This is a genomic window from Streptomyces sp. NBC_01716 (genome assembly GCF_036248275.1).
Taxonomy (GTDB): Bacteria; Actinomycetota; Actinomycetes; order Streptomycetales; family Streptomycetaceae; genus Streptomyces.
The window spans coordinates 5103163-5129589 of record NZ_CP109181.1 but is presented as its reverse complement, the minus strand read 5'-3'; the positions used below and the strand labels follow the sequence as shown (position 1 = coordinate 5129589).

22 protein-coding genes and 1 tRNA gene are annotated in these 26427 nt (G+C 69.5%); 17 read left to right on the top strand and 6 right to left on the bottom strand.

Features of this window, described 5'->3' with window-relative positions; genetic code table 11:
• Window positions 1-136 precede the first annotated feature (136 nt).
• Complete coding sequence (locus OIE74_RS22605; RefSeq protein WP_329386485.1) at window positions 137-1438, top strand: M6 family metalloprotease domain-containing protein; 1302 nt, start codon at window positions 137-139, stop codon at window positions 1436-1438.
• On the opposite strand, the gene OIE74_RS22600 is transcribed toward OIE74_RS22605, so the two are convergent.
• A complete protein-coding gene (locus OIE74_RS22600) occupies window positions 1425-2423 on the bottom strand; it encodes a class I adenylate-forming enzyme family protein (RefSeq protein ID WP_329386483.1) in 999 nt (332 codons plus the stop codon). The genes OIE74_RS22605 and OIE74_RS22600 overlap by 14 nt on opposite strands.
• Before the next feature lie 30 nt (window positions 2424-2453).
• Between OIE74_RS22600 and OIE74_RS22595 the strand changes: the two genes are divergently transcribed.
• On the top strand, window positions 2454-3107 hold the full coding sequence (locus OIE74_RS22595) for a phosphoribosylanthranilate isomerase (RefSeq protein WP_329386481.1): 654 nt from the start codon (window positions 2454-2456) through the stop codon (window positions 3105-3107).
• On the opposite strand, the gene ppk2 is transcribed toward OIE74_RS22595, so the two are convergent.
• On the bottom strand, window positions 3108-4154 hold the full coding sequence (gene ppk2, locus OIE74_RS22590) for a polyphosphate kinase 2 (RefSeq protein ID WP_329386479.1): 1047 nt from the start codon (window positions 4152-4154) through the stop codon (window positions 3108-3110).
• Window positions 4155-5421: 1267 nt separating this feature from the next.
• Here ppk2 and haaT point away from each other — a divergent pair.
• The 4 genes from haaT (at window position 5422) to haaN (ending at window position 10236) form a co-directional block, all read left to right on the top strand.
• Window positions 5422-8196, top strand: a complete 2775-nt coding sequence (gene haaT / locus OIE74_RS22585; RefSeq protein ID WP_329386477.1) for a cyclophane-containing RiPP biosynthesis TPR protein HaaT — start codon at window positions 5422-5424, stop codon at window positions 8194-8196.
• A gap of 120 nt (window positions 8197-8316) precedes the next feature.
• Window positions 8317-8508, top strand: coding sequence for a HaaA family cyclophane-containing RiPP peptide (gene haaA / locus OIE74_RS22580; RefSeq protein WP_329386475.1), 192 nt, complete (start codon window positions 8317-8319; stop codon window positions 8506-8508).
• Between the two features lie 13 nt (window positions 8509-8521).
• Complete coding sequence (locus OIE74_RS22575; RefSeq protein ID WP_329386474.1) at window positions 8522-9685, top strand: FxsB family cyclophane-forming radical SAM/SPASM peptide maturase; 1164 nt, start codon at window positions 8522-8524, stop codon at window positions 9683-9685.
• A gap of 32 nt (window positions 9686-9717) precedes the next feature.
• Window positions 9718-10236 carry a cyclophane-containing RiPP N-acetyltransferase HaaN gene (gene haaN / locus OIE74_RS22570; protein ID WP_443076191.1) on the top strand — a complete coding sequence of 173 codons (519 nt, stop codon included), beginning with the start codon at window positions 9718-9720 and terminating at the stop codon, window positions 10234-10236.
• A 437-nt stretch (window positions 10237-10673) separates the two neighbouring features.
• On the opposite strand, the gene OIE74_RS22560 is transcribed toward haaN, so the two are convergent.
• The 3 genes from OIE74_RS22560 to OIE74_RS22550 form a co-directional block, all read right to left on the bottom strand.
• Window positions 10674-13409, bottom strand: a complete 2736-nt coding sequence (locus OIE74_RS22560) for a SpoIIE family protein phosphatase (protein ID WP_329386472.1) — start codon at window positions 13407-13409, stop codon at window positions 10674-10676.
• A 233-nt stretch (window positions 13410-13642) separates the two neighbouring features.
• Window positions 13643-14419 (bottom strand): IclR family transcriptional regulator, encoded by a 777-nt coding sequence (locus OIE74_RS22555; protein ID WP_329392389.1) that lies wholly within the window; start codon window positions 14417-14419, stop codon window positions 13643-13645.
• A 104-nt stretch (window positions 14420-14523) separates the two neighbouring features.
• Window positions 14524-15333 (bottom strand): nucleoside phosphorylase, encoded by an 810-nt coding sequence (locus tag OIE74_RS22550; RefSeq protein ID WP_329386470.1) that lies wholly within the window; start codon window positions 15331-15333, stop codon window positions 14524-14526.
• Window positions 15334-15745: 412 nt separating this feature from the next.
• On the opposite strand from OIE74_RS22550, the gene OIE74_RS22545 reads away from it, so the two are divergent.
• From OIE74_RS22545 to OIE74_RS22495, 11 genes are all read left to right on the top strand, one after another.
• Complete coding sequence (locus OIE74_RS22545; RefSeq protein WP_329386468.1) at window positions 15746-16495, top strand: ABC transporter ATP-binding protein; 750 nt, start codon at window positions 15746-15748, stop codon at window positions 16493-16495.
• Window positions 16496-16497: 2 nt separating this feature from the next.
• The gene (locus OIE74_RS22540) at window positions 16498-17331 is read left to right on the top strand and encodes an ABC transporter permease (RefSeq protein WP_329386466.1); all 834 of its coding nucleotides are present in this window, start codon (window positions 16498-16500) and stop codon (window positions 17329-17331) included.
• 33 nt (window positions 17332-17364) lie between these two features.
• Complete coding sequence (locus tag OIE74_RS22535) at window positions 17365-18393, top strand: ABC transporter substrate-binding protein (RefSeq protein WP_329386464.1); 1029 nt, start codon at window positions 17365-17367, stop codon at window positions 18391-18393.
• Complete coding sequence (locus OIE74_RS22530) at window positions 18380-19174, top strand: ABC transporter permease (RefSeq protein WP_329386463.1); 795 nt, start codon at window positions 18380-18382, stop codon at window positions 19172-19174. Before OIE74_RS22535 ends, OIE74_RS22530 begins: the two co-directional genes overlap by 14 nt.
• 121 nt (window positions 19175-19295) lie before the next feature.
• Window positions 19296-20273 (top strand): dihydroorotate dehydrogenase, encoded by a 978-nt coding sequence (locus tag OIE74_RS22525; RefSeq protein ID WP_329386461.1) that lies wholly within the window; start codon window positions 19296-19298, stop codon window positions 20271-20273.
• Window positions 20274-20357: 84 nt separating this feature from the next.
• Complete coding sequence (locus tag OIE74_RS22520; RefSeq protein ID WP_329386459.1) at window positions 20358-20942, top strand: hypothetical protein; 585 nt, start codon at window positions 20358-20360, stop codon at window positions 20940-20942.
• Window positions 20939-21418, top strand: a complete 480-nt coding sequence (locus OIE74_RS22515; protein WP_329386458.1) for a hypothetical protein — start codon at window positions 20939-20941, stop codon at window positions 21416-21418. The genes OIE74_RS22520 and OIE74_RS22515 overlap by 4 nt, the downstream gene beginning before the upstream one ends.
• Window positions 21418-22716, top strand: coding sequence for a Zn-dependent hydrolase (locus tag OIE74_RS22510; protein WP_329386456.1), 1299 nt, complete (start codon window positions 21418-21420; stop codon window positions 22714-22716). Before OIE74_RS22515 ends, OIE74_RS22510 begins: the two co-directional genes overlap by 1 nt.
• Complete coding sequence (locus tag OIE74_RS22505) at window positions 22713-23591, top strand: iron-sulfur cluster-binding protein (protein WP_329386454.1); 879 nt, start codon at window positions 22713-22715, stop codon at window positions 23589-23591. Before OIE74_RS22510 ends, OIE74_RS22505 begins: the two co-directional genes overlap by 4 nt.
• The gene (locus OIE74_RS22500; protein WP_329386452.1) at window positions 23588-24964 is read left to right on the top strand and encodes a dihydroorotase; all 1377 of its coding nucleotides are present in this window, start codon (window positions 23588-23590) and stop codon (window positions 24962-24964) included. Before OIE74_RS22505 ends, OIE74_RS22500 begins: the two co-directional genes overlap by 4 nt.
• A 618-nt stretch (window positions 24965-25582) precedes the next feature.
• A tRNA-Arg gene (locus OIE74_RS22495) sits at window positions 25583-25655 on the top strand.
• 221 nt (window positions 25656-25876) lie between these two features.
• Here the strand turns inward: OIE74_RS22495 and OIE74_RS22490 are convergent.
• Entirely contained in the window at window positions 25877-26416 is a 540-nt protein-coding gene (locus OIE74_RS22490; RefSeq protein WP_443076190.1) for a tyrosine-type recombinase/integrase, read from the bottom strand.
• Between the last annotated feature and the right edge of the window lie 11 nt (window positions 26417-26427).

Below are 26427 nucleotides of genomic sequence, written 5' to 3'. Positions count from 1 at the left end.
TCGTGGCCCGCTCCCCGCCGGTCCGGAAAACCCCACGATCGGGCGCACCCAACGAGCGCCGACACGCCGCCCGACGCAGGGTGATCGAACGGAGAGCAGTCAGGACGGACGACTGCCGCTGACCCGAAGGCGGCCGATGAAGCACTCCCGTCGGATACGCGGAACCGCAGGTCGCGGCAGCCATGCCCGGCCCCGCCGGGTCGGCACGCTCGCCGCGCTCGCCACCCTGACCCTCGCCGCGCTCACCACCGCCAGCGCGACCCTTCCGCTGCCGACGCGGGCCTCCGCGGGGCCGGTCTCCACCACGCACGACGCGACGCTCGTGCCGTGCCGTATCACCTCCGCCGTGGGCGTCCAGATGTCCGAGGGCATACCCACCCCCGCCGGCTACACCCGCTCCACCGGCACGGTCCGCGCGCTCAACCTGATGGTCGACTTCTCCGACGCGGAGGGTCCGGGGAGCGCCGCCGACCGGCTCGCGGAGTTCTTCCCGCAGACCTCGCAGTGGTTCCGCACCAGCTCCTACGGGCGGCTCGACTACCGGCCCGAGGCCCCGGTGAAGGACTGGCTGCGGATGCCGCTGCCGTTCGCGGAGTACGGGATAGAACGCGGCGCCCCTTACGAACCCGGCTACCGGCGGCTCGTCCAGGACATCGTGCGCGAGGCCGACCCCGAGGTCGACTTCAGCGAGTACGACCTGGTCAACATCCTCGTCACCCCCAACGCGGGCCCCTCGGCGCTCGACACCGTCCTGTCCGTGACGTTCTCCGGCAACGGTGAGGCCCCCGAGGCGGACGGCGTCCCCCTCGCCAACACGTCCTTCGTCTACAGCCGCCAGGACGACGGCTCGGGGTCGTACGCGCGCACCGGCTACCGCGTCCTGCCGCACGAGAACGGCCATGTCTTCGGCCTCCCCGACCTCTACACCCTGGACGGCGGCGGCGCGGTCGGGCACTGGGACATCATGTCCGAGGACTGGGGGGCCAACAACGACCTGCTGGGCTGGCACAAGTGGAAGCTCGGCTGGCTCGACAACGAGCAGATCAGCTGCGCCTCCGCCCCCGGCCGCAGCGAGCACGACCTCACCCCGCTGGCCACCGGGGGCGGTCACAAGCTGGCGTTCGTGCCGCTCTCCGAGGACTCCGGGTACGCGGTCGAGGTCCGCACCCGCGCGGGCAACGACGAGGCCGTCTGCAAGCCGGGCGTACTGATCTACCGGGTCGAGTCCGACGTCGACACGGGGCGCGGTCCGGTGACCGTCTCCGACAGCGAGGAGCGCAGCGGCGGCTGTACGCGGCGGCCCAATGTGCACGCGGAGCTGTCGGACGCGCCGTACGGGCCCGGCGAGACGTTCCGGGACCGGGAGGGCGGCATCAGCGTCGCGGTGGTCGGGAAGACCGGGGACGACGGCTACCGGGTCCGGATCAGCCGGTCCTGACCCAGCCGTCGGCGGTGAACGCCTCCGCGGTGGCCCGTTCGTCGCGCCAGTAGGCGTACGGGAGGGACTGGCCGCGCAGCCACACCTCGCCGGTGTCGGGGGCCACGCGCGACTCGACGGCGGGCGTGGCGACGAGCGGGGGCTTCCCCGGCGGTCCGGCTGGTACGTCCAGCATCAGCGCGCCGCCCGCCGCCATCGCGCCGTACACCTCGAAGAACGCGGCGGGCCCGGAGAAGGGAGCCGTGAGGCGGGTGACAGGGGCCTGGCCGAGGCCCGGCAGTTCGCCGCGTCCGAGCGCCTCCGCGGCGGCGCGGTAGCGGGCGTCCATCGCCGCGCCCGCCTGCGCGAGCTGGGTGGAGACGGCGCCCCTGAGCGGGTCCGCCGGTGACGGGTACTCGATGGTGGCATCGTCCTCCGCGCGGATCTCGGTGTCGGGCGGGGCGGCGTACGGATCGGGGGCCGGCAGGTCCTCGTACCGCTCGGTGAGCGCTCCGTCGGCCTCACCGGGCCCGAAGACCATGACGCGCGCCCGCGCACGCTCCGCCCACCCCGTGACGGCCGGCAGCCGTTCGCCGTCCACGAGCAGCACACGGGGCGCGCAGTGGTCCAGTACGCGGTCCAGCTCGTCCGCGCTCCATCCGGCGTCGAGCGGTACGGCGACCAGACCGGCGAGCTGCGTGGCCCAGAACGCCGTCTGCCAGTCGGGCCGGTCGCCCATCACGAGGGCGGCCCGGTCGCCCGGCCGCAGGCCGTAGGTGTCCACGAAACGGTTGGCCAGCATCGTCGCGGCGGCGAAGAACTCACCGTACGTAAGGAGGCCGGTCCCGTCGCCGCCTACAAAGAAGGGCCGCTCCCCGTAGGCCCACGTCGTCTCCACGAACTCCCGCAAGGTGCGCGGGCCGTCCGCGTACATCAGCGAGCCGTTCTCGGCGCGTACGACCTCGAAAGGCGCCCCGGGGGCGGTCAGGGCGGCGGTGTCCGGCAACGTACGTCTCGCTTTCTTCGTACTCTCTGGGTGAGTCCATCGAGCGAGGAGCTCCTGTTGCACCACTTGTACGTCAAGGTCTGCGGGCTGCGGAAGCCCGGCGAGGTCGAGGCCGCCGTGGCCGGCGGGGCATCCGCCGTCGGATTCATCCTGACCGAGAGCCCCCGGCGGCTGACCGCCGCCGAGGCCCGCCCGCTCGCCGCGCTCGTGCCGCCCGGTGTCGCCAAGGTCGCGGTCTTCCGCGGCGAGCCGCTGGAGGAGGTGCGCAGGGCGGCGGCCGAGGCGGGCGCCGACACCGTGCAGCTGCACGGCGGCGAGCCGCCCGAGGCGTTCGCCGCGCTGCGCGCCGACGGCTTCCGCCTCATCCGGGCCACCTCGCCGCGGTCGGGCCATCCGCTGGCCACGGGCGCGTACGGCGAGGACATCCTGATCATCGACTCGCCCCGGCCCGGCTCCGGCGAGCGCTGGTCACCGGAGTCGCTTCCCGAGCCGCCGACGGGGTCCTGGCTCCTGTCGGGCGGGCTCGCACCGGACAACGTCGCCGACGCCGTGGCGGGGCTGCGGCCGTGGGGCGTCGACGTGTCGAGCGGGGTGGAGAGCAGCCGGGGTGTGAAGGATGTCGGGCTGATCGAGAAGTTCCTCAGCGCCGTCGGAGCTCCGGGAGGACTCGACCGGACCCGGTGATCAGCCCTTCGGTCTGTGCTTCCCCTTCGGCTTCCGCTTCTCGTTCTGGTTCCGGCGGGCCGGCGGCTCCGGGCGCGTGTCCGCCGGGTGGACGCCCGGCCCCTGCGTGCGCGCCGCGAGCGGGGTCGGGGTCAGGTCCGTCCGCTCCTCGCCCGCTTCGAGCAGGGTGTCGGCCGGACCCACGATGAGCGGGTCGGGCACGCCGAGGGCCGTCTCGTCCTTCTGGTCGTATTCCATCCGCCACAGCAGGCTGCGCATGGCCTCCAGCCGGCCCCGCCTCTTGTCGTTGTTCTTGACCACGCTCCAGGGCGCGTGGGCGGTGTCGGTGGCGCGGAACATGTCGACCTTCGCCGTCGTGTACGCGTCCCAGCGGTCGAGCGACGCGAGGTCGGTGGGCGAGAGCTTCCACTGCCGTACGGGATCGATCTGGCGGATCGCGAAGCGCGTGCGCTGCTCGTCGTGCGAGACCGAGAACCAGAACTTCACCAGCAGGACGCCGTCATCGGTGAGCATCCGCTCGAACTGGGGCGCCTGGCGCAGGAAGTGCTCGTACTCGTACTCCGTACAGAAGCCCATCACCCGCTCGACACCGGCCCGGTTGTACCAGGAGCGGTCGAAGAAGACGATCTCCCCGGCGGACGGCAGATGCGCCACGTACCGCTGGAAGTACCACTGCCCCGCTTCTCGCTCGGTGGGCTTCTCCAGGGCCACCACGCGGGCGCCACGCGGGTTGAGCCGCTCGGTGAACCGCTGGATGGTGCCGCCCTTGCCCGCCGCGTCCCGCCCCTCACAGACCACCACCACCCGCTGGCCGGTCTCCTTGACCCAGCGCTGGAACTTGAGCAGTTCGATCTGGAGCCTGCGCTTCGTCCGCTCGTACTCACGGCGGCGCATCTTCGCGGCGTACGGGTAGTTCTGCCGCCATGTCTTCATCGGCTGACCGGACTTGTCGAGCAGGACGGGCCGCTCGGGGTTCCGGTCGTCGACGGTCAGCCCGTCGAGCAGGACACTCGTCGCCGGGTCCTGGCCCTTCTCATCCGCCGGCATGCGGGCGCTCTCCCCGGCCGTCGAAGTCGGCGTCGTCCTCAAGGGGCGGAAGGTCGACGGTGTAGTGCGCCTCCAGAAAGAGGTCGCGGTGCTGTGGACTCGAAACGGACTCATCTGCGGCGGGAAGAGGCGCGGTTCGGACGATACGACGCTGAGAGCTCTGCATCCAAGGCCATCCAGTGGAGGGAGTCGTGCGGGCCGCGCGGCCCATTGCCGGGCGACGGGCTCATCCTTACACAGGGCTCGATCTTGACAAGCGAGCCCAAATCCCTGGTGAGCCCACCGACAGACTCAGCCCGTTCGCCGATCGGGGCCAAGCCCCCCCGTGACACCCCCCGCGACGCTCCAGGGCCCGGTGCCGGTGCAGTGCGCCGGGTCCGCCAGGGCGGGGGCCTCGGCCAGGCCGAGTTCCCCGACGAGTGGTCGTCCACCTCGAACAGCACCTCGCCGACGGGGACGCAGGTGAGGCGGAACGATTCGGAGTTGGCGTCGCCGTGGCTCAACGCCCGTCACGCCCGCAACCCCGCATGTCTCGATGGCCAGCCGCGAGCGGTCCATGGCATTGCTCCAGCGGCACCACTCGCACACCACCGCACCGGTGACGCTCGACGCGCTACCGGGGATGGAAGCGACACAAGTATCGGCGTCCGGGCGATCCCGGCCATCGACGACATCACGTTGCCGACCGAGCACCCGGTGCTGGCGGAGATGCGTGACACGTACCTGAGCCTGCCGGGCGACCGGATCTGACGCGAGAAAGCGTGCACTGAGCGCCAGTCCTCCGGTGCCGGACTAGTGTCCGGCACCGGACGGCGCTCTCGCAGACCAGTGCCCACACGGTGACAGCCCCCAGCACGAGCACTCAGAGCCCGGCCAGCAGATCGACCGGCCCACCCCCACCCCGTCTCGCATCAAGGACCTCGCACTCGCGTCAAGGGGGCTCCTTGGCGACTACGCCACCTGCGTCCCAGGGCGCTTGAAGACCTGCCGACCGTGCCAGAGGACGAATCCCAGGGCTCCTATCTGCGCCCGCCGCAGCGCGGACATTGTGCTCATCAGTCTCCGAGACGGGCAGCTTGAAGGAAGATGGCCGATGACCTGGAAGGAACTTGACCAGCCCTCATGAGGGCTGCTCCGCTTGGGCAGTTGGGGTGTCGAGCTCGGGGGTTGCTTAGGTGGCCAGGTCGGTTCGTGGTGTGCTGCGCCGCGCGGGGAGCGTAAAAGCAGATTCGGCCTACCCCTACACAAGAATGGGGACTGACCACGCATGACGCTTCGGCGCGGGATCATCATCACCCTCGTGGCCGCCGGGGGCGCCGTGACGACGATGCTCGTGGGGCTCGTCACCAACGCGGTGTCCGAGTCGCGGTGGCCGGGCTGGCTCGGGTGGTTGCAGCAGCACGCCTGGTTCTCCTTCGTCATGCTGGGCGTGGCCATGGTCGGGTTGACCGTGCTCCTCGCGGCACTGTCTGAGACCCGTACGCCGGCGCGGCCCGAACCGCTTCCCCGGCCGGACGACGGCTCGGAGCCGCCGGGAGCCGCTCTGGTGCTGCGATCACTGCCACGTGACACCACCGCATTCACCAACCGCAACGCCGAGTTGGAGACACTGGTGCGCTCCGTACGAGAGTCGCAGGAGAGCGGCGCGGCGCTGCCCGTGCACGTGATCGACGGAATGCCCGGCGTCGGCAAGACGACGTTCGCAGTGCACGCGGGGCATGTGCTGTCGGACCGGTTCCCGGACGGACAGCTCTTCGTGAACCTCAACGGGCATACGACGGGACGGACTCCCGTGCAGGCCACTGAGGCGCTGGCCTCGTTGCTCGCGGCCACAGGAGTGCCAACGCAACAGATCCCCGTTGGCGAGGACTCGGGCGCGGTCACCGAGGCTCGTGCCGCCATGTGGCGAAGTCGGCTCGCGGGAAAGAAGGCCCTGCTCATCCTCGACAACGCGGCCAGCTACCGGCAGCTCGAGCCCTTGATCCCGGGCGCCAATGGCTGTCTTGTGCTGGTGACCAGCCGGAAACGGCTGGCGGTGGACGAGGAGGTGGTCCTGCCGGTGGATGCCTTGCCGCCGGAGCACGCGGTCGATCTGTTCGTACAGCTCAGCGCACGGCCGACCGGCTCACTCGACCAGGCAGTGCTCGGGGAACTGGCAGAGCTGTGCGGATACTTGCCGCTCGGGGTATCGATTCTCGCCGCGCGGCTGCGCCACCGTCCGTCATGGACTGCCCAGGACCTGCGGGCGCGGCTCGTAGCGGCAGGCGATCGGCTCGGAGAACTCCGGGCCGGGGAGCGCGCCGTTGCCGCGGCGTTCGAGTTGTCCTATCGCGACCTCGAACCGGATCGGCGGCGATTCTTCCAACGTCTCGGCTTCTACCCTGGAACCGATCTCGATTCCTACGCCGGGGCCGCGCTCGCCTCCATCTCGGTGGCGACGGCGCGTGAGCGCCTCGACGCTCTCTACGACGCCCATCTGATCGACGAACATCCGGGAAGCCGTTACCGACTTCACGACCTCCTCCGCGACTACGCCCGCGGTCTCGCCGACGAGGGAGGCACCATGGAGCACGTTCAAGCCGTTCAGCGTATGTGCGCCTATTACCTGACCGCTCTGGCAGTCGCGAACGGGCACATCCTTCGCAGTGGCGCCCTCGCACCGGCGCCTCCCGACGGTGTGCCCCCGGCTGAGGTCCCACCCATGGAATCGCGCACGGTGGCCCTGGGCTGGCTGGAGGACGAGCGGGCCAACGTACTGGCCTGCATCCGGCGGGCGAACAGCCTCGCCCTGCACGAACTGGTGATCCGCATGGCCGCGGCCATGGCTCCGTTTCTGAGGCAGGCCGGCCCCTGGGACCAGGCAGTTGGGCTGCACCGCACGGCTGTCGAGGCCGCCCGGCACACCGGCGACCGGCGGGCGCTGGCCGGTGCTCTTGCCGAACTCGGAGTGGTGAGGCGCTTCATGGCCTCCTACCCCGAGGCGATTGATGCGCTCAACGAGGCGGCGGCGGAGTACGAAGCGGTCGGCGAGAAGCGTGGCAGGGCCGACGCGTTGAACCAGGCGGGCATTGTCTGGTACATGGTCGCGGACAACGAAGCCTCAGCCCGCGCCCAGACCGAGGCTCTCTCCCTCTACCGCGAACTCGGCGACGGGCTCGGCCAGGCGAACGCGCTCGCGGACCTCGGCATGGTGCGCCGGCAGACCAGCCGCCTGGACGCGGCCTTGGACACGCAGACCGAGGCTCTGTCGATCTACCGTGGCCTGGGGGATCGCTACGGAGAAGCGAACTCTCTGCGAGATCTGGGCGTCGTGCACTGTCTCTTAGGTGAGTACGGCGTGGCCACGCGGCGACACCGCGCGGCGTTCGACATCTACCGGGAACTCGACGACCGGGTCCACCAGGCCTACGCCCTGAACGAGCTCGGAGTCGTACAGCGCCTGACCGGCGATCTCGCCGGGGCGCGCGAGGCGTACACCCAGGCGCTGGAGCACTACACCGAACTCGGCGAGCGGTTCGGCCGCACGAACAGCATCCGCCACCTCGGGGTGCTCGACCGGGTGGAAGGGAACGCCGCCGAGGCGATCCCGGTGTTGGAGGACGCGCTGAGTTCCTATCGCGAGCTCGGCAGCCGGGGTGGCGAGGCCGTGTGCCTGGGTGAGTTGGGCGTGGCCCGGGGGATCGTCGGGGAGCGGGAAGGCGCGGTCGACGCGTTCGGGCGAAGCCTGGAGATCCTGACGGAGCTCGGAGACCGATGCGGGAGGGCCGAGGTCCTGAACCACTGGGGAACGCTTCTGCGCTCCTCTGGCGACCTGGCTGCCGCACGCAGGCACTTCGAGCAGGCACTGGGACTGGCTCGGGTCATCAGCTGCCCGCTGGAGGAAGCGCGGGCGCTGGAGGGAATCGGCCGCTGTGACTGGATGGCCGACGGGCGGGCGCGGGCGGATAGCTCGCTGCGTGAATCGCTTGATATCTACCGGCGATTGGGGGTGGACAGTGCGGCCCTCACCGTCGAGCGGCTGCTGACCACAGGGGTGGGGTGAGCCGCATACGTGAGCCGCGTACATGGCCGGATTCCACATGCCACCGTGGGTAGTGAGACTGCTACGTTGCGGGCTGGCCTCTCGCTTCGAACGCCATCGCCATGACACGAGGAGCGTTGAATGCTGTCGAACACATCACTTACCGCGCCGCACGCCACGTCGCCCGTCGGAATCCAACCGACAGAGGGGTCGGCTGTCCTCGACCGGATCGCCGTGCGTGTACGGCAGCGACTGGCCGCCGAACAGGCAGCGACGACCCAGACCGGCGATGGTGGTCACGCGGCGTCGCTGATCTGGCCCAGGCCGCTGTAAGCACTCTTCCTCGATGACGCCGCACGAGGGCGACACTCCCTTCCGAACATTCATTCTCAAAGTCGCCAACCGCTGCAATATCGACTGCGACTACTGCTACGTCTTCAACTCCAAGGACCAGGGGTGGCGAGGCCTGCCCGCTCGGATGAGTGTGAGTGTGGCCCGGGAGGCGGGGCAGCGAATCGGTGAGCACGCCTCGGCGCACGGCCTGCGAGGCGTGCATGTCGTGCTGCATGGTGGAGAACCGCTGCTCGCCGGCCCTCGGCACATGGGCGAGCTGCTCGGCGCCGTACGAGAGGGAGTGCCTGCAGGCACGGAGATCCACTTCGAGCTTCAGACCAATGGCACACTTCTCACGGATCCCTGGCTGGACCTTTTCGAGCGGTACGAGGTTGTCGTGGGCGTCAGCCTCGACGGACCACCGGATGCGAACGACCGGCACCGGCTGACCCACGCCTCGCGATCGAGCATCGCGTCGGCCGTACGTGGTATCGAACTCCTTCGATCCCGGCCACATCTGTTCGCCGGACTTCTCGCCGTGGTGGACCTGGCCAACGACCCGGTCGTGGTGCACGACTACCTGGCGTCTTTCGAGCCGCCGGTGATCGATTTCAACCTGCCGCACGGGACACACGACGATCCGCCGCAGCGCGACGACGCGACCGTGCCCGAGTACGGGCTGTGGATGAGCCGCGTCTACGACACCTGGCTCGCCAGGCCGCAGCATCGGCACAGCGTCCGGATGCTGGAGGACATCGTGGCCCTGAGTTCCGGCGTGCGCGGCTCGGTGGAAACCCTCGGCCTTGCACCGCCTACGAGCGTCGTGATCGAGTCCGACGGATCGATCGAGGGCGTGGACACTCTGCGGTCTGTCGAGGAAGGCGCCTCCTGGCTGGGGTTCGACGTCATCGCGCACTCCTTCGATCAGGTCCTTCGGCATCCGAAGCTCATGCACAGGCAGTACGGCAAGGCAGCGCTCGCCGAGCAGTGCCAGAGTTGCCCTCTGGTGGAGGTGTGCGGAGGTGGCTACCTCCCGCACCGCTTCAGCACCGCTCGCAGCTATCGGAACCCCTCGGTCTACTGCGCGGATCTGGAGTTCCTCATCAGGCATGTCCAGGGGTCGTTATCACAGCACGGCTGGGACGCTCACACGCCGATGGGCCCTCCCCCCTCATAGCACGAGCCGTGCCGCCGCGACAGGATCAGGCGTTGGAACGTACGAATGAAGCGCTGAAAGAGCGACTGGAGATGCTGATGACCGTGTCGATCCGCCCCGCTGAAGAGCAAGACGCCATCGGCGTGGCCCAACTCATCGAGGAGATCGAACGGTTCTACGGATCGGCCGAGATCCAGCCATTCGATGAACGCCACGCACAGGTGAAGGAGGCGCTCTTCGGCTCGCCGCCACTGGCGTCCGCACTCCTGGTGGAGGATGAGAACGGTGATCTGGTTGGTCTCGCCGCCTACTCGTTCCTCTGGCCGGCTGCGGGCTCGTCCCACTCCCTCTTCCTGAAGGAGCTCTACGTCCGGGATACCCTCCGCCACCAAGGCATCGGGGCACGCCTCATGGCCGAACTCCGCGCCTTGGCCGCAGCACGGCCCGGGTGCAGCCGCGTCGAATGGATGACGGATCACGACAACCCGAGCGCACGGGCCTTCTACAAAACGCTGGGGTTCGCGGAGTTCGACGGGAAGATCGTCTACCGGGTGGACACGGGCACGGTCTGAGGACGGGTACGACCGCGATGCCAACAGGAATGGCGGCATATCGCCGTCACAGGGACTGGTGGTCCACCCCACGCGGGCCAGGCCACCGCCGCACGGAGGGCTCACCGAGGCGCTGCAGGTCTGGAACCAGCAGCGGAAGATGCGGAGCGAGGGCGGGCAGCCCGTCCTTTGCGCAGTAGCGCATCCGCGTTCTGTCCCGCCCAGGACAACCGGACTGCGAGGTTGTCACCAAGCTGCCACAGCAGGTTGGGTGATCGGCCAGGTCCGGTTGCTGGTCACGCGTAGACCCCGGACCAACTCCGCTGGGACATGTTGAGCAACGGTAGTGGGTGGCCGACTGTCGTTGGAACCTGTCGTCCATCCGGCGAGGTTGAGGTGGCGCAGTCGGGCGAAGACGTACTCGACTCGGGCGCGGACCTTTTTCGTGCGAGCGGTTGTCACCGAGAGGCGAGCTGGTTGGGCTCGGTGGGTTCACCGGGATGGGTGGGGTCAATGGGGCCCGCGGGCTCAGGGGGCTCGGCTGATGGCAGGACCTGTTCGGCCCAGATCGTCTTTCCGCGCGATGTGTAGCGCGTGCCCCAGTGCTCGGTGAGCTGGGCCACGAGGAAGAGACCGCGTCCGCCCTCATCCCCGGCCGTGGAACGGCGCAGATGGGGGGCAGTGCTGCTGCCGTCGGAGACTTCGCAGATGAGCGCGCGGTCTCGCACCAGGCGCAGATGAATGGGGGCGATCGCGTGGCGAATGGCGTTGGTGACGAGCTCGCTGACGATCAGTTCGGTTGTAAAGGCGACCTCGTCCATTCCCCAGGTGGAGAGCGTCCTCGTAACGCCGGCGCGGGTGTCCGCGACCGCGGCGGGATCAGCGGGTACGTCCCAGGTGACGAAGTGCTCGGCGTCCAGGGCGCGAGTGCGGGCGACGAGCAGGGCGACATCGTCACTCACATCGGCCCCATCGGTGGGCAGAAGCGCGTCAAGTACCGCGTCACAGGTCCGCTCCGGGGAGCGGCCGGGATGGGCGAGTGCCTGCCTCAGCCGCTCCAGCCCGATATCGATGTCCTGCCGACGGCTCTCGATGAGGCCGTCGGTGTAGAGAACGATCTCGCTGTTTTCTGCGACGTCGATGTCGATGACCTCGAAGGGGAAACCGCCAAGACCGAGCGGCGGTCCTCCCGGCACGTCGGGGAAGTCGACGGTTCCGTCGGGGCGGACGATCGCGGGCCCCGGGTGGCCGGCGCGGGCCAGGGTGCAGCGTCGGGAGACCGGGTCGTAGATCGCGTAGAGGCAGGTGGCCCCAATGACCCCCGTACCGCCGGTCGATGCCGCTCCCCGCTCCCGGACGCGGTGGTTCTCTTCCTGGTCAAGGCGGGCGACGAGTTCGTCGAGGTGGATGAGGAGTTCGTCGGGCGCCAGGTCGAGCGCCGAGAAGTTGAAGACGGCGGTGCGCAGGAGGCCCATGGTGGCGGCGGCGTGCAGCCCGTGGCCGACGACATCCCCGACGACGAGGGCGACGCGGGCACCGGACAGAGGGATGACGTCGAACCAGTCGCCTCCCACCTCCGACCGCGCCGGGACGTACCGGTACGCGGCGTCGACCGCGTTCTGCTCAGGCAGGTCCCCCGGGAGCAGGCTGCGTTGCAGGGATACGGCCATGGTGTGTTCGCGGGCGTAGCGCCGGGCGTTGTCGATGCAGACCGCGGCGCGTCCCACCAGTTCCTCGGCGGTGGACACGTCCTCCTCGTCGAAGGTGGCGAGCCGTTCGCCACGGTAGAAGCTCGTCACGCCCAGGATCGCGCCCCCGGCGCGCAGCGGAACGGTGATCAGCGAGCGCATCCCATGTGCCCGGAGCCACTCGGCGTGTGCGGGGTCTTGGCCCTTCCTCCGGAACGCTTCGACCAGATCCGGTTCGAGCGCCGGCCTCCCGTCCGCCAGGCTCCGGGCCTGCGGTGAGTCGGGGTGGAAGCTGACGAGTTCGCCGGCCTGGAACAAGGCACGCTGTCCGTGCGCCCCGGACGCGGCCGCCCGACGCAGCTCGTCCCTCTCGCGCGCCGGGTCCGCCCCTTGCAGTACTGAATCGAACAGGTCCACGGTGGCGAAGTCGGCGAACCGCGGAAGGGCTGCCTGAGCGAGCTCTTCGGCGGTCCGGGTCAGATCGAGCGTGTTGCCGATGCTCACGCTGGCGTCGTAGAGGAGGGCGAGGGTTTCGCGGGCCTCGGTGGCCTGGCCGACCAGAGCACGCAGTTCGGTGGTGTCCCGGAGCGTGGCGACGCTGCCCAGCGCGCGCCCGTCCGAGCGCGTGGGCTGCTGGTTGACGGCCAGGAAGCGGCCTGCCGCCTGGTGGACCTCGTCGGTGGCCACGCGTCCTTCGGCGAGGAGCCGGGTGAGGGCCTCGTCGAGCCCGAGATCGGTGATGTCGCGCAGCGGCTCGTCGGGGGGCAGGTCGAGCAAGCGGTGTGCCTCGTCGTTGACCAGCAGCAGTCGGCCGTCGTCGGCAACGATGAGAACGCCCTCCCGGACGGCGTGCAAAACGGCGTCATGGTGCTCGTACATCCGGGTGATCTCTGCCGGCTCAAGCCCGCGGGTCTGACGTCGCAGCCGTCTGCTCACCAGGGCCACTCCCCCGGTCGCCAGTGCGAGCACACCCGCGCCGCCACCAAGGAGCACCGGCAGCTGCCGGTTGACCTCACCCGAGGTGTTCGCGATCGTCACCCCCGCGTTGACGAGGGCCACCACCGAACCCTTTGTGTCGAACACGGGGGCCACCGCGCGGATCGACGGGGACGACAACGTCCGACCCGGGACCCTGTCCGTGAACGCCTTTCCCGCCGTAGCCGGATAGAGCGGGCCCATAATGCGTTTCGAGATCTCCGCCGGGTTGGGGTGGGTGTAGCGGATTCCCTTCGTGTTCGTCACAACGATGTAGTTGACACCGGTCTCACGCCGGGTCGCCTCGGCGATCGGCTGCAGCGTCGCGCTCGGATCGGGGGATTCCAGCGCGGCGAGCACACCTGGCGAGCGCGCGAAGGTCCCAGCGACGGCCACCGCCCGGACCCGGGCCTTGTCCTCGGCGTTTCTGCCCGCCTGCACCACCAGCGCCGACACCGCGCCCGCACCCAGGAGCAGGACCATCACTACAAGCAGGGCGAACATCTGACCGGCGACAGTGCGCGGAATCATTCGCCGAATGACCCCGGCGAGGGTCATTGAAGCCCGCCACCAGACATATGGAGATCCATGTGCCCATTTTGTGCCAGATCAGGTATACCGGCACGGTGGGTTACGCGAAGATCAGCGGCAGGCGAAAGCGAAAGGCGTCCTCGCGCCTGTGCGGTCCACACCAGGAGCAGATGGCGATATCGCCAGGATCAGCTCCGGCGGTCTGCCCCCGCCGCGAAGGGTGGTTGCCGGTGCTATCCGGCGGGTTCGGGTGAGGCGCGATATCGGGCGGGGGAGGCAGCGCCGGCGTAGCCCTGTTCCATCGAGAGCGCGCGGGCGGCCCGCAGGGCGGTCTCGGTGGCGCGGGTGCGGGCCAGTGGGTCCCGCATTCGCTGGCCCGCGGCAGCGAGGGTGATGCTGGACGTGGTCTGGCCGGTGGACCCGAACACGGGGGCGGACACTGCCCAGACGTCGTCGTCCAGTTCGTTCTCGCACACGTCGAAACCCTGCATCCGCACCTGGACGAGATGGGCGGTCACATGCTCCTCCGTGTGCGGGGTGTCTGCGGTGTAGGCCGTCAACTCCTGTGCACGCAGCACCATGGCGACGGTCTCGGGTGTCTGGTACGCGAGGATGCTGCGTGCCGAGGCTGCCGCGTGCGGTGGCATGACCTGGCCCACCCGGACGAACAGGCGGAGCGGGTGCACGCCCTCGACCAGGGCCACGCAGAGCAGGCGGGTGCCGGTCAGTTCGGTGAGGAATACGGTCTCGCCGCTTTCCCTGGCGGCGTCTTGCATGGGGCGCGGCGGGCTGACCGCCCTGCCCTGGGAGGCGATGGCCATCGTGGACAGCTCGGTGAAGGCCGGTCCGAGGAAGTAGCGGCGGTTGCTGGGGGAGCGGGTGACGTAGCGTTCTTCGACGAGCGCGGCCATCACCCGGTGCAGGCTGCCTATCGGGATGCCCAGCTCTTCATGCAGCTGTTGCAACGACATACCGCGCACGTGGGCCGCGATGACTCGCAGGACGCGCAGCGTTCTGGTGTAACTGTCGGTACTCAGCGGTCTGTCCGTTCGTTGAGGCCAAAGGACTGCCGGGCGGGGACAGGGGGATCGTACTGATGTGCTGTCAACGCTGTTCAGGTCGTGACCGCAGTGCCCGCCTGGGGATCGTCGTCGTCCGAGAGTAGCGCCGCGGCGCGAACCGCCACCCGCAGCATGGCGAGTTGGGCGGGACGGTAGTCCTCAAGCCAGTCGTCGGTGGCGCGGTTGGCGTGCGCGACCAGAACGGCGCCCGCTCGTACGCCGAGGGCGCCGGCCACCGCCAGCACCGTCTCGGTCTCCATCTCCAGTCCGTCGACGCCCAGTCCGCGCAGGACGCCCATCCTCGCGGCCGCGCGTTCCTCGTGTCCGGGAAGCGGTCGTCCCTGCCCGAGGTAGTACGAGTCGACCGTGGCGACGGTGATCTCGGTGAGCGGTACGTCCAGGTCGCGTGCCGCACGCCGGAGGGCGGTCAGGACGGCCGGATGGGCCGCTGGTCCGGCCGGGTCGGCGGGATAGTGCGAGGCGGCGCCGCTGCCCGGCACCGCTCGGGTGGCCGCGCAGACGGTGCCCGGGGCGATGCGGCCGGTCAGGGCGCCCATGCCGCCGGTGCGCAGCACGGTCCTGACTCCGAGCCGGGCGAGTTCGACGACGGCGATCTCGGTGGAGGGACCTCCGATGCCGGTCGAGCAGACCGCGATTCGCCGGCCGCCGGGTGCGCGGCCGGTACCGATCCTGAACTCCCGGTTCTGGCCGAGGATGTGGAAGTCGTCGAGCACCTCGGCGGCCAGGTCGACTCGCGCGGGGTCTCCCGGGAGCAGACAGACCGGTGGGAGGGCTTCGGCGGCGCCGACCGGGAGATGGGGCGGTGCCCCCCTGCGCCATGGATCCTGCGCGCTTCTTGCCATCGGCGACAACCTCCGTATGAGTCCTTGGGTTCCACAGGTGGAAAAAGTGCGTGACGGGGGCGTAACTTCTCACCGTCCGGGTTGTGGTCGCACAGCCCCCTGCGCTGCGAAAAACCGAACCCGCATCACGGTATACACCGAATTGCCGACCAGATCTAGGTCTTGACTGTGGCCGAGAAAGAGCCCAACCTCTGACCAACGCTTTGGAAATCCATTTTCCAGATACGGAAGTTGCGGTGCGATGGTGTGCCGGTCGTCCGGAACGATCCCGCTGGGCTCCGTACGGACACCGAGCCACCGTGACCATTGAGGAGATCTTCATGCCACACCGCTCCATACACACCGATGACGGGTGTCACCGCGGCGCGGGCGTCCCGGGCCCGGGACGCGCGACTTCGGGAGTGGGGTCCGCATGAACCCCCTTCTGTCGGTGCAAGGCGTCCACAAGACCTACACCGCTGCCAAGCGCTCGAAGGTGGTGGCTCTGGAGGACGTCGACCTGGACGTGGGCGAGGGCGAGATAGTCGCGCTCATCGGCCCTTCGGGGTGCGGCAAGTCGACACTGCTGAGGATGATGGCCGGCCTGGACACGGACTTCGAAGGAAACCTGACCTGGAGCGTTCCACCGCGTCCGGGCAAGGACATCGGCTTCGTCTTCCAGGAGCCCGCGCTGCTTCCCTGGCGCACTGTGAGGCGCAACGTCTCCCTGGGTCTGGAGGCGCAGCGCGACACCTCGGAGCAGGGGCGCGATCAGGTGTCGGAGCTGCTCGACCTGGTCGGTCTCACCGACTTCGCCGAGTCGTTCCCCAAGGAACTGTCCGGCGGCATGCGCCAGCGCACCGCGATCGCACGGGCGTTGGCCTACAGCCCCCGGATCCTCCTCATGGACGAACCCTTCGGGGCGCTGGACGCGATCACCAGAGACCGGCTCCACGACGACCTGTTGCGGATCTGGGAATCGACCCACAAGACCATCGTCCTCGTCACCCACAGCGTCGAGGAGGCCACCTACCTCGCCGACCGCGTGGCCGTGATGTCGGCGCGGCCGGGGCGTATCAAGGCCGTGCACACCGTCCCCCTGAGGCGTGAGCGCACCCCCGAGACGAGGCAGCTGCCCGAATTCGCGAAGTTCGCCGGCATGCTCCGTCGGGAGCTGGTGTGAGCATGGATACCCTCACGCGCCGGGGCCGCCCCGAGCGGGACGTGAAGCGTCCCGCCGCGTCCGGCCCCCGCGACAGCGCCGCCCCCAACAGGGTCGTACGCGTACTGACGCCGCTCGCCTACGCGGCAGCCGTGCTGGCCGCCTGGAGCGCCTATGTCACGCTGGCCGACGTACCGTCCTATCTGCTGCCCGCTCCCGGCGAGGTGCTGGACGCGGGGCTGAAGCTGGTACGGGACGGCACGCTGTGGCCCCACCTCACCTACACCCTGCGCAACATCGTGCTGGGCTTCGTCGGCGGATCACTGATCGGGATCGCCCTGGGCTGGGTCCTGTGGGCCTCCCGCACCGTCCGGGAGATTCTCGCGCCATACATGGTGCTGCTCCAGGCGGCTCCCAAGATCGCCGTCGCACCGCTGCTGGTGCTGTGGTTCGGTCTCAGCCTGACGTCGCAGTACGCGCTCATCCTGCTGCTGGTCTTCTTCCCGATGGCCATGGCCACGATGCTCGGGCTGAAGGATGTGCCCGCGGACATCAGCTCACTGGGCCGGCTGCTGCACCTGTCCCGGTGGCAGTACCTGCGGAAGATCCAGCTCCCCGCGGCCCTGCCCGCGCTGCTGGCCGGTGCCAAGATCGCCGTCATCGACGCGATGACCGGCGCGTTCCTGGCGGAGTACCTCGCCTCCGAACGCGGCCTGGGCTACCTCATGGTGCTCGGCAACACATCCAGTGACACCCCCCTGCTGATAGCCGCAGTCCTCATCACGGTAGCGGTCGGGCTCCTCGGTTTCGGCCTTGTCTCCCTGGCCGAGCGCAGGCTCCTGCGCGGACGCCGCTGAGTTCTCACTCCCACTTCGCCCTAAGGAAAGATCATGAACAGAAGGCCCCTGAAGCTGGCCGGCATCCCCGCAACCGTGGCCGCCGCCGCTCTCCTCGCCGCCTGCAGCCCTGGCTCCTCCGAGTCGGCGAAGACGTCGTCCGACGGCACCAAGAAGGTCACCATCCAGATCGACGGCGCCGCGGTGCCGTACTACGCCCCGCTGTACGCGGCCAAGGAGCAGGGGTACTTCGCCGACGCGGGCCTGGACGTCGAATTCACCTACGCCCAGGGCTCCGACATCGTGAAGAACGTGGCATCAGGCAACGTCGACTTCGGCTTCCCGAACGGCGACTCGGTCGTCACCGCGTACGGCAAGGGCATCAAGACCAAGGTCGTGCACACCACGTACCAGCAGGGCATCGGCGCCCTACTGTCGCAGCCTTCGGCGAACATCAAGTCCCCCGCCGACCTGAAGGGCAAGACCGTCGCCGTCACCGACCTCGGCAGCCCGAACTACATCCAGCTCCAGGCAATGCTGGAGAGCGCCGGACTGAAGCTGTCCGACGTGAAGGTCCGCACCCTGGGCACCGGCGTCATCGTGGACGCGCTGAAGAACGGTCAGGTCGACGCGATCGTCTTCTCGCGCCTGCGCTACTACGCGCTCCAGTCCGCCGGGGTCGACGTGAACCAGATCCTGAGTGACAAGTACCTGCCCTCCTTCGGCAACGTGGTCATCGCCGGCGAGGACAAGGTGAAGAACGACCCGGACACGGTCAAGGCGTTCGACAAGGCGCTGAACAGCGGCATCGAGTACACCGTCAAGAACCCGCGCGCGGCGGTCGACATGTCGGTGAAGAAGTACGCCTCATCCTTCAAGGGCCAGGAGAACGAGATCACCACCATCGTCGAGGACCTCTTCGCCAAGAGCCTGTGGCAGTCGGACAACACCAAGAAGAACGGCCTGGGCTCCCCGGACCTCGCGCGCTGGCAGCAGGCCATCGACTCCCAGAAGCAGTTCAAGCTCCTCGACACGTCCTTCGACGCGAGTGATCTGGCGGTGAAGCCGAATGACCTCGGCTGAGACGGCCGCTCGGCCCGGCCGGACGGCCGACGCCGTCCGGCCGGTGCTGATCGGCACGTTGTCCCTGCTGGCCGGTGTCGCACTCTGGTGGCTGGTCACGGCAGCTTTCGGCACACCGGCCTACAAGCTGCCGAGCCCGGCCTCGGTAGCCGGTCACGCCTGGCAGCTGACCGGGGACGACGTGCTCACGGTGCATATCCAGCAGACGCTGGCCGAGGTGGTACAGGGTGTACTGATCGGCGCGGTGGCAGGGATCGTCCTGGCGATCCTCTTCACCCGCTTGCCGCTTGTCGAACGAATGCTGATGCCCCTCGTCATCATGGCGCAGGTGACCCCGAAGATCTCGATCGCCCCGTTGATCGTGCTCTGGCTGGGGCTCGGTGTCGGCTCCAAGATCGCCCTCGTGGCCCTGGTGTCGTTCTACCCCGTCATGATCAACATGGTGACGCGGCTACGGTCCGTGCCCAAGGGCGTCGACGACCTGGCCCGCCTGCTGCGCATCGGACCGGTCGCCAGAGCCCTCAAGATCGACCTGCCGTACAGCCTGCCGGCCATCGCCGTGGGTCTGCGCCTGGGGGTTCTGCAGGCGGTGACAGCAGCGGTCATCGGCGAGTTCATCGGAGCGCAGTCAGGGCTCGGCTACCTGGAGAAGCAGGCCCAGGACAACGACGACATCAAGCTGGTGATCATCTGCCTCGGGCTGCTCTGCCTCATGGCATGGGTCATGTACGCCCTCATCGGCTGGGCCGAGCGCAAGCTCACCGAGCGATTCGGCGGCTGACACCCCGCGCCCCGCGGTCCCCACGCTCCAGCGGCCCCCGCTCCGCCGTCCCGCACACCGACCGGCCCGGCGCACTTCCGCCCCCTCTTCCTCGATCCCCCTGACGCAGAAGGCAGGCACCATGACGGAGGTTCAAGACCACGATCCCGCGGTGTTCGACGACCGCGACCGGCATTTCGCGGACCACGCCGCGTTCCGGACCGACCTCGCGGTCTCGCTCGGCCCGCTGCGTCTGGCCAACCCCGTGATGCCCGCGTCGGGTTGCTTCGGTCCTGAACTCGCCGCTCTCCTGCCGGTGCACGAGCTGGGCGCCCTGGTCACCAAGACCCTCTTCTCGCAACGGCGTTCCGGTAACCCCTCGCACCGGCTCACCGAGAGCGCGCAGGGCATGCTCAACAGCGTGGGAATCCCCAGTCCGGGCTCGGCGGAGTTCATCCGCACGGTGCTGCCCCGCTACCGGTCGTTCGGGGTACCCGTCGTGGTGAGTGTCGGGGGCCTCGCCGTGGAGGAGTACCTGCGGATCACCGAGGAGCTCGCCGACGCTCCCTGCGAGGCACTGGAGGTGAACGTCTCCTGCCCGAACCTTGAGCACGGCGGGCTCGCCATCGGAACGGACGCGTCGACCGTGGAGCGTGTCGTCTCCGGTGTCGTGGCGCGTACTTCGCTGCCCGTCGTCGTCAAACTGACCCCGAACGTGACATCGATCGGGGACATCGCGCGCGCCTCCGAGCAGGCGGGCGCGACCGCCGTGACAGTCGCCAACACCTTCCCCGGCATGGCCATCGACCTGAACGGGCGGAGCGCGGTGCTGGGCAACGGGGTGGGAGGACTGTCCGGACCCGCGGTCCGACCCATGGTGCTGCGCCTGGTGTGGCAGGCCGCCGCGGCCGTCGGAATACCCGTCATCGGATGCGGCGGCATCAGCACCGCGCGGGACGTCCTGGAGTTCGTCCTGGCCGGAGCCACCGCCGTACAGATGGGTACCGCGACGTTCACCCGCCCGTACGCGATGACCCAGGTCCTGCGGGACCTCGACGCCCTGTGCCGCGAACTCGGCATCACCCGTCTCGCCGACGAACGCGGCACGGTGCGCACCTGACCCTCCCGCGCGGCCGGACCACACCTCCCGGCGACCCGCCGGCCTCGCGCGGTCACCAAAGACCGTCCCATCCACGGAGCCCACATGAACCTTGACCAGGTCCTGCACACGGCACCTGACGCCCCCCGCGCCTTCCAGAGCGCCCAGCGACGAAGCGCCGAACTGTACGCCGACATACTGGCGGTGGCGCCCATCGGCGACGGCCGATTCGACATCGAAGCCGTCCAGTGCCGGCCGTCCATCCTGCGCCGCACCGCGGCGCTGCTGTCCGAGGTGCTCCCGCGCGGGACCGACCGGTTGGTGTGCACCACCCCCGAAGGCATCGCCGCCACCACCGCCCTGGCCCTGCACACGGGGCTGCCGTTCGCGACGGTGACCGGTACCGGGGACGACGCCCGTCTGACCGGCGAGGCCCACGCGGGCGAACACACCGTCGTCGTCGTTCCGTTGATGCGCACGGCGCAGGACGCGGCGCCGCCGGTGCACGCCGCCCTGAAAGCCGGGATGCGGGTCTCCTGCGTACTCAGCGTGCTCGACCTCGGTGACAGCAGCGTGGTGGACACGCTCCTGGAGCGGTACGGAGTACGGTTCCACGCGCTCTTCCCCGCCACCCCGTCGCCGGCCCCGCTCGGGTCCGCGACCGACACGAAAGAGGAGGGTCCCCGATGACCGAAAGCACCTCCGCGATCCTTTCCGGCGTCCGTGAACTCGGCGCGGCCACCGACGCCTACGGCGTCACCTTGAACACGCAGGTGTCCCCGGCCGCGGCCGACCTCATCGGCCGGGCCCTCGCCGACGCCGTGCGACACCTGGAGCCGGACCACATCTCGGTGTGGGAGAGCAGCGACGAAGCCGTGCTCGCCCACATCGTGGCCCTCGCGACGGGCGCGACCGTCCTACGGGTCACCGACGAGTCCGGAATCACCTCCGTCACCCCGGCGATCACCCCCGGCGACCGGGTCGTGCTGCTGGCGACGGCCTGGGAGCCGCGTCGGCTACAGGCGATGCTCGGCCTGCTGCGCGGCGCCGCCGCCGAAGTGACCGCGGTGGCCGCTGTCCTGCACACGCCGACACTCGAAGCCGTGGGTTCCGCACCTGTGGTGTCGCTGCTCTCCGAGGCGGAAGCCTCGTCGGCCGGACTCTGATGACCGCACCGACGCTCGCCGCTCTCCGTCGCGCCGACGCGGACCGGCTCCAAACGCACTTGGACACCTTCGCCGGAATGTCGGAGCCCGGCAGAGGCCCAGGCGTCACCCGGCTGGCCTACACCCCACTGGAGCGCCAGGCCCACGACGTGTACGCGGCGCACATGCGTGCGCTCGGCCTGGACGTGCGTACGGACACAGCCGGCAACACGCTCGCCGAACTTCCCGGCACGACCCCCGGACTGCCGGGTCTGGGCACCGGCTCCCATCTCGACAGCGTGCCGGGCGCCGGCGCGTACGACGGCATAGCCGGTGTGGTCGCGGCGATGGAGGTGGCACGGCTGTTCGTCTCGGCTGGGATCCGGCTCACCCGGCCGGTCCGCTTCGTGGCGTTCGCCGCCGAGGAGGGAGCCCGCTTCGGACAGGCGTGCACGGGCAGCCGGATCGCCGCGGGACTGACCGGCCCAGTCGACCTGAAGACCAAGCAGGACGCCGAGGGCGTATCGCTGGCGCAGGCCATGACAGCCGTCGGCCTCGACCCGAACGACACCGAGGCGGCCCGCTGGCGCGGCGAGGACTGGGCCGCCTTCCTGGAACTGCACATCGAGCAGGGCTCCCTGCTGGAGTCCGAGTCCGTTCCCGTCGGACTCGTCGACCTGATCTCGGGCAGTACCCGGCTGCGCCTCGATCTCACCGGACGGGCCTCGCACACCGGGGGAACCCCGATGCGGATGAGGGCCGACGCGATGGCCGCGGCGGCGGAGGTCATCCTGATGATCGAGACCCTTGCCAACGACAGCCGCCATCACGGCACCCGTGCGACCGTCGGACGCATGGATGTCTCCCCCGGGTCCCTCACCACGATCGCCGGGAACGCCGAGGTGTATGTCGACGTCCGGGACATCGACAACGACCGACAGCGGCTGACCGCGGCGGAGATCGTCGAAGGTGCACAGCGCGTCTGCTCCCGGCGCGGGATCGGGTGCGAATCCCGGCTGCTGGCCGACGCCTCCCCCGTCATCCTCCCCAGATGGCTCCGGGACACCGTCGCCGAGGCCGCGACGGAGGCCGGGATCGCGCACCGGGTGATGCCCAGCGGGGCCAGCCACGACGCACAGATGATCAACCGTGTGGTGCCCACCGGCATGATCTTCGTCCCCAGTCACAACGGCGGGGTCAGCCACAGTCCCGAGGAGCTGACCTTTCCGGCCGAACTCGCCGTCGGCACCGACATCCTGGCTTCGGGTCTCCTGCGGCTCGATGCCCGGCTGTCCGCACAGGAGGCCCCAGCCGCATGAACACCCTCGACACGGACGCCGGCATACCGGTCCGGGACAGCGTGACACCGCTGCCCGGGGCCGGGACCGACCGGCCCGCCGCGACCTGGCACCGTGCCCAGGTCATCGCCTCCACGCCGCACGGACGTGGCCACCACTTCCTGCGCCTGGAAGCACCGAGTATCGCCCGGACGTGCCAGGCAGGACAGTTCGTGATGCTGACCGCCGCCCGGGGCGAGCACACGGGTCCCGTCCTGCCCCGCCCCATGGCCGTATACGCCCGGAATCCGCAGGCCGGCACCCTCGACATCCTTCTCGGAGTGGTCGGTGACGGCACCCGTCGCCTGGCCTCCTTCCGACCGGGCGAGCGAATGCTGGTCGTGGGACCGCTGGGCCAGGGATTCCGGATCACCCGGGGAACGGGGCGCGTCCTTCTGGTCGGACGGGGCATCGGCACCTGTTCGCTGACCACCGTCGCCCAGGAGTGCGCCGGGACCGAGGTCGAGATCGTCGCCGTGGCCAGCGGCAGAAGCGCGGACAGAGTCGTAGGAGCGGACGTCTACCGGGCTGCCGGTGTGACACGACTGCACGAGGTCACCGACGACACCGGCAGCAGCGACGTGACCCGGCTCCGGGACATGCTGACCGCGGACCTCGATCAGGCCCCTCCACAGCAGATCATGACGTGCGGTTCGGAGCGGCTGGCCCGGCTCTGCGAGGAACTCGGCCGACGCTGGGCGGCGGACGTCCAGGTATCGCTGGAAGCCCACATGGCCTGCGGCCTCGGGTACTGCCACGGCTGCGCCACCGGGACCAGGAGCGGCCCCGAGGAGTCCCCGCTGATCTGCGCGGACGGACCGGTCTTCCGCCTCACCCACCCGGACACGGACAGGTGAACGGCCCCCCGGCCGACGGCTCCGCGGGCACGACGATCCTGCGGGGGGTCCGGCCCCTCGGCGGCGCACCCCGGGACGTGACCGTACGGGGCAGCCGGATCGCCGCCGTGACGGCCCCCGGGAACGGGGACGGCACCAGTGCCGCGGACGCGACGACAGCCGACTGCGACGGGCTGATCATGCTGCCGGCCTTGGTGGACCTCCATACCCACCTGCGCGAGCCCGGTGACGCCGCCTCGGAGACCATCGCGAGCGGCACCAGGGCGGCAGCGCACGGCGGGTACTCCGACGTGCTCGCCATGGCCAACTGCGTGCCGGTGACCGACACCCCCGAGCGGGTACGGCACATCATCGAGCGGGCGGCGCGAACGGCGTCCTGCCGGGTGCACCCGGTGGGGGCCGTCACCGGCGGGCTCGCCGGCCGTCACCTCGCACCCCTCGACGCCATGGCGGCGGCCGGCGCCCTGATGTTCTCCGACGACGGCGTATGTGTCGACGACCCCAGGCTCCTGCTGCGGGCGCTGGAGGCGGCCCGCCGCACCGGAACCCTCGTCGCCCAACACGCCCAGTGCCCGCGTCTCGTCGAGCGAGGCCAGGTCAACGCCGGCGCGGCAGCGCAGGCCACAGGACTGCCGCCCTGGCCGGCGACGGGCGAGGAGACGATCGTCGCGCGTGACGTGGTTCTCGCCGGGGCCACCGGCGGACGCCTGCACATCTGTCACGTCTCCACAGCGGGGACCGTCGAGATCGTCAGGTGGGCCAAGTCGCGCGGCTGGCCCGTAACAGCCGAAGTGACCCCCCACCATCTGCTGCTCACCGATCTCATGACGCGCGAAGCCGACCCCCTGCACAAGGTGAACCCGCCCCTGCGCAGCGCCGAGGACGTGGCGGCGCTGCGCGCGGCCCTGCGTGACGGAACCATCGACGCCGTCGCCACCGACCACGCCCCGCACACCGCGTCGAGCAAGGACAACCACTGGTGCGAGGCGCCCTTCGGCATGCTGGGCCTGGAGACCGCGCTCCCCGTGGTCGCGGAGGCCCTGGGCGCCGGGGGCGACCCGGACTGGGGCCTCGTGGCCAGGGTGATGTCCACACGTCCCGCCCGTATCGCGGGACTCGCCGACGTGGCGGGCCGCCCGTTGCTCGCGGGGGAACCCGCGACGTTCACCCTGGTGGACCCCCGGGCCGACTGGCGGGTGGACCGGACCGAGTCGGTCAGCGCGTCGGACAACACCCCTTTTCACGGCATGACGTTCCGCCATCGCGTCGTCGCGACCATGGTCGAGGGCCGCGTCACCGTCGACATCGACCGCAGACTGGCCTTCCCCACGGCCGCGAACGACAGCCCACCGGCGCCGAGGCCCACCGGTTGAGCGGGGCCCTGAGCTTGCTCCTCAGATCTTTACGGGGCAGACCGGCACGCTCGACTCACCGCGACCTGCTCGCCCTCATCCACGCCGCCGAACGGGCGATTTCTGCCTCGCCCCCCAAGGCGGGGCCCTCGCCCACGCCCACAACACTCGGCTTGTCACCCAGCCCGGCGCCTGGAGCGGCGATTGTCCGAGCTGATGGGCGAGCGGACGTGGTGGGAGTCGGGGCTCGGTGCCCCCGGCGACCAGGAAGAGCTTCAGCGTCAGGTCTCCCGCCTGGAACAGGCAAACACGGAGCTCTCGGCGCGACTGGAGCGCTCCCTCCGCACAGAACATGACAAAAGATACTCAGGATTACGGAACGGACGGTCCACAGAATCGATCAAACATGCAGGTCAACGCCACTCCTCTAGAACAGGCAGACCCCGACAACACCCCGGCGACCACCCCCAGACGCCGAATCCGCTACCCTGTCTCGGGTTGGAAGGTCTACTGTTCTGAACCTGTCGGCTCGTCACTTTCAGACGACACCAGACCTGGTGCACTCTTCTGACCTGGGACTTTGTCTGGCTGGCTGCGGAATTCTCTCTGAGTTTTCGCCAAGGTCCTGTACAAGCCCCCGCCTCCGTAGCTCAGGGGATAGAGCACCGCTCTCCTAAAGCGGGTGTCGCAGGTTCGAATCCTGCCGGGGGCACAAGGTATTACTGCTCTGACCTGGGACTTTCCCCATAGGGAGGGCCACTACTCGGCCTCGGACTCCTCGTCCGGGGCCGTTTGCGTCAGCGGTGCGTGAGCGGACGGGGAATCGATCTCCCGAATAACGCCCAATGGATCAGCATCATCCGGCACAGACTCCTGGGCCTCACTGGGCTGAACGTTCGCCCCCCGTCCAGTGCCCTTGGGCGTGCTGCGCGCTCACGGCACAAGCCGGGCTGCGGCCTCGGCGATCGTCAGATCCGCTTCAGGAAAGCTGGCCCCGGCCGCGTGCGCAAGCGTTGCCGCGCCGTGGCGGAGGTCGTGAAGCCGGACCGGCGGGAGACCGATTTCCTCGTACAACTCGATCAACCGCCCGGTGACGTTGGCCGGGTGGAGCAGTTCACCGTTCTCGCGGGTGAAGACCCTGCCGCTTTCCGCCCATGCGCTCCCCCAGTCCGCGCGGTCTCTGTCCTGCCGTTTGCGGTGCCGTTTCAGGGCTCGGACCGTGTAGGAGTCCAGCGCGATGGTGCGCGCGCCGGCGTCCGTCTTGGGGTCGTCCTCATAGACCTCCCAGCCGTTCACCACGAGTTGCTTGGCGACGGTGATGAGACCCGCGTCCAGGTGGGTGTCGGTCCAGCGCTGACCACACGCCTCACCGCGTCGAAGGCCACGGAACGCGATCAGGTGGAGCAGCGCGTAGAGGCGGTCTTCCGCGACGTGGTCCAGGAAGAGGCCGGTGTGCTCCGGAGTCCAGACCATCACGGGCGAGG

What these genes read in the sequence shown, in the direction of transcription:
- OIE74_RS22605 (WP_329386485.1), top strand. Translation starts at nt 137, where the DNA reads ATGAAGCACTCCCGTCGGATACGCGGAACCGCAGGTCGCGGCAGCCAT.
- ppk2 (WP_329386479.1), bottom strand. Translation starts at nt 4,154, where the DNA reads ATGCCGGCGGATGAGAAGGGCCAGGACCCGGCGACGAGTGTCCTGCTC.
- haaT (WP_329386477.1), top strand. Translation starts at nt 5,422, where the DNA reads ATGACGCTTCGGCGCGGGATCATCATCACCCTCGTGGCCGCCGGGGGC.
- haaA (WP_329386475.1), top strand. Translation starts at nt 8,317, where the DNA reads ATGCTGTCGAACACATCACTTACCGCGCCGCACGCCACGTCGCCCGTC.
- OIE74_RS22575 (WP_329386474.1), top strand. Translation starts at nt 8,522, where the DNA reads ATGACGCCGCACGAGGGCGACACTCCCTTCCGAACATTCATTCTCAAA.
- OIE74_RS22560 (WP_329386472.1), bottom strand. Translation starts at nt 13,409, where the DNA reads ATGATTCCGCGCACTGTCGCCGGTCAGATGTTCGCCCTGCTTGTAGTG.
- OIE74_RS22550 (WP_329386470.1), bottom strand. Translation starts at nt 15,333, where the DNA reads ATGGCAAGAAGCGCGCAGGATCCATGGCGCAGGGGGGCACCGCCCCAT.
- OIE74_RS22545 (WP_329386468.1), top strand. Translation starts at nt 15,746, where the DNA reads ATGAACCCCCTTCTGTCGGTGCAAGGCGTCCACAAGACCTACACCGCT.
- OIE74_RS22540 (WP_329386466.1), top strand. Translation starts at nt 16,498, where the DNA reads ATGGATACCCTCACGCGCCGGGGCCGCCCCGAGCGGGACGTGAAGCGT.
- OIE74_RS22535 (WP_329386464.1), top strand. Translation starts at nt 17,365, where the DNA reads ATGAACAGAAGGCCCCTGAAGCTGGCCGGCATCCCCGCAACCGTGGCC.
- OIE74_RS22530 (WP_329386463.1), top strand. Translation starts at nt 18,380, where the DNA reads ATGACCTCGGCTGAGACGGCCGCTCGGCCCGGCCGGACGGCCGACGCC.
- OIE74_RS22525 (WP_329386461.1), top strand. Translation starts at nt 19,296, where the DNA reads ATGACGGAGGTTCAAGACCACGATCCCGCGGTGTTCGACGACCGCGAC.
- OIE74_RS22520 (WP_329386459.1), top strand. Translation starts at nt 20,358, where the DNA reads ATGAACCTTGACCAGGTCCTGCACACGGCACCTGACGCCCCCCGCGCC.
- OIE74_RS22515 (WP_329386458.1), top strand. Translation starts at nt 20,939, where the DNA reads ATGACCGAAAGCACCTCCGCGATCCTTTCCGGCGTCCGTGAACTCGGC.
- OIE74_RS22510 (WP_329386456.1), top strand. Translation starts at nt 21,418, where the DNA reads ATGACCGCACCGACGCTCGCCGCTCTCCGTCGCGCCGACGCGGACCGG.
- OIE74_RS22505 (WP_329386454.1), top strand. Translation starts at nt 22,713, where the DNA reads ATGAACACCCTCGACACGGACGCCGGCATACCGGTCCGGGACAGCGTG.
- OIE74_RS22490 (WP_443076190.1), bottom strand. Translation starts at nt 26,416, where the DNA reads ATGGTCTGGACTCCGGAGCACACCGGCCTCTTCCTGGACCACGTCGCG.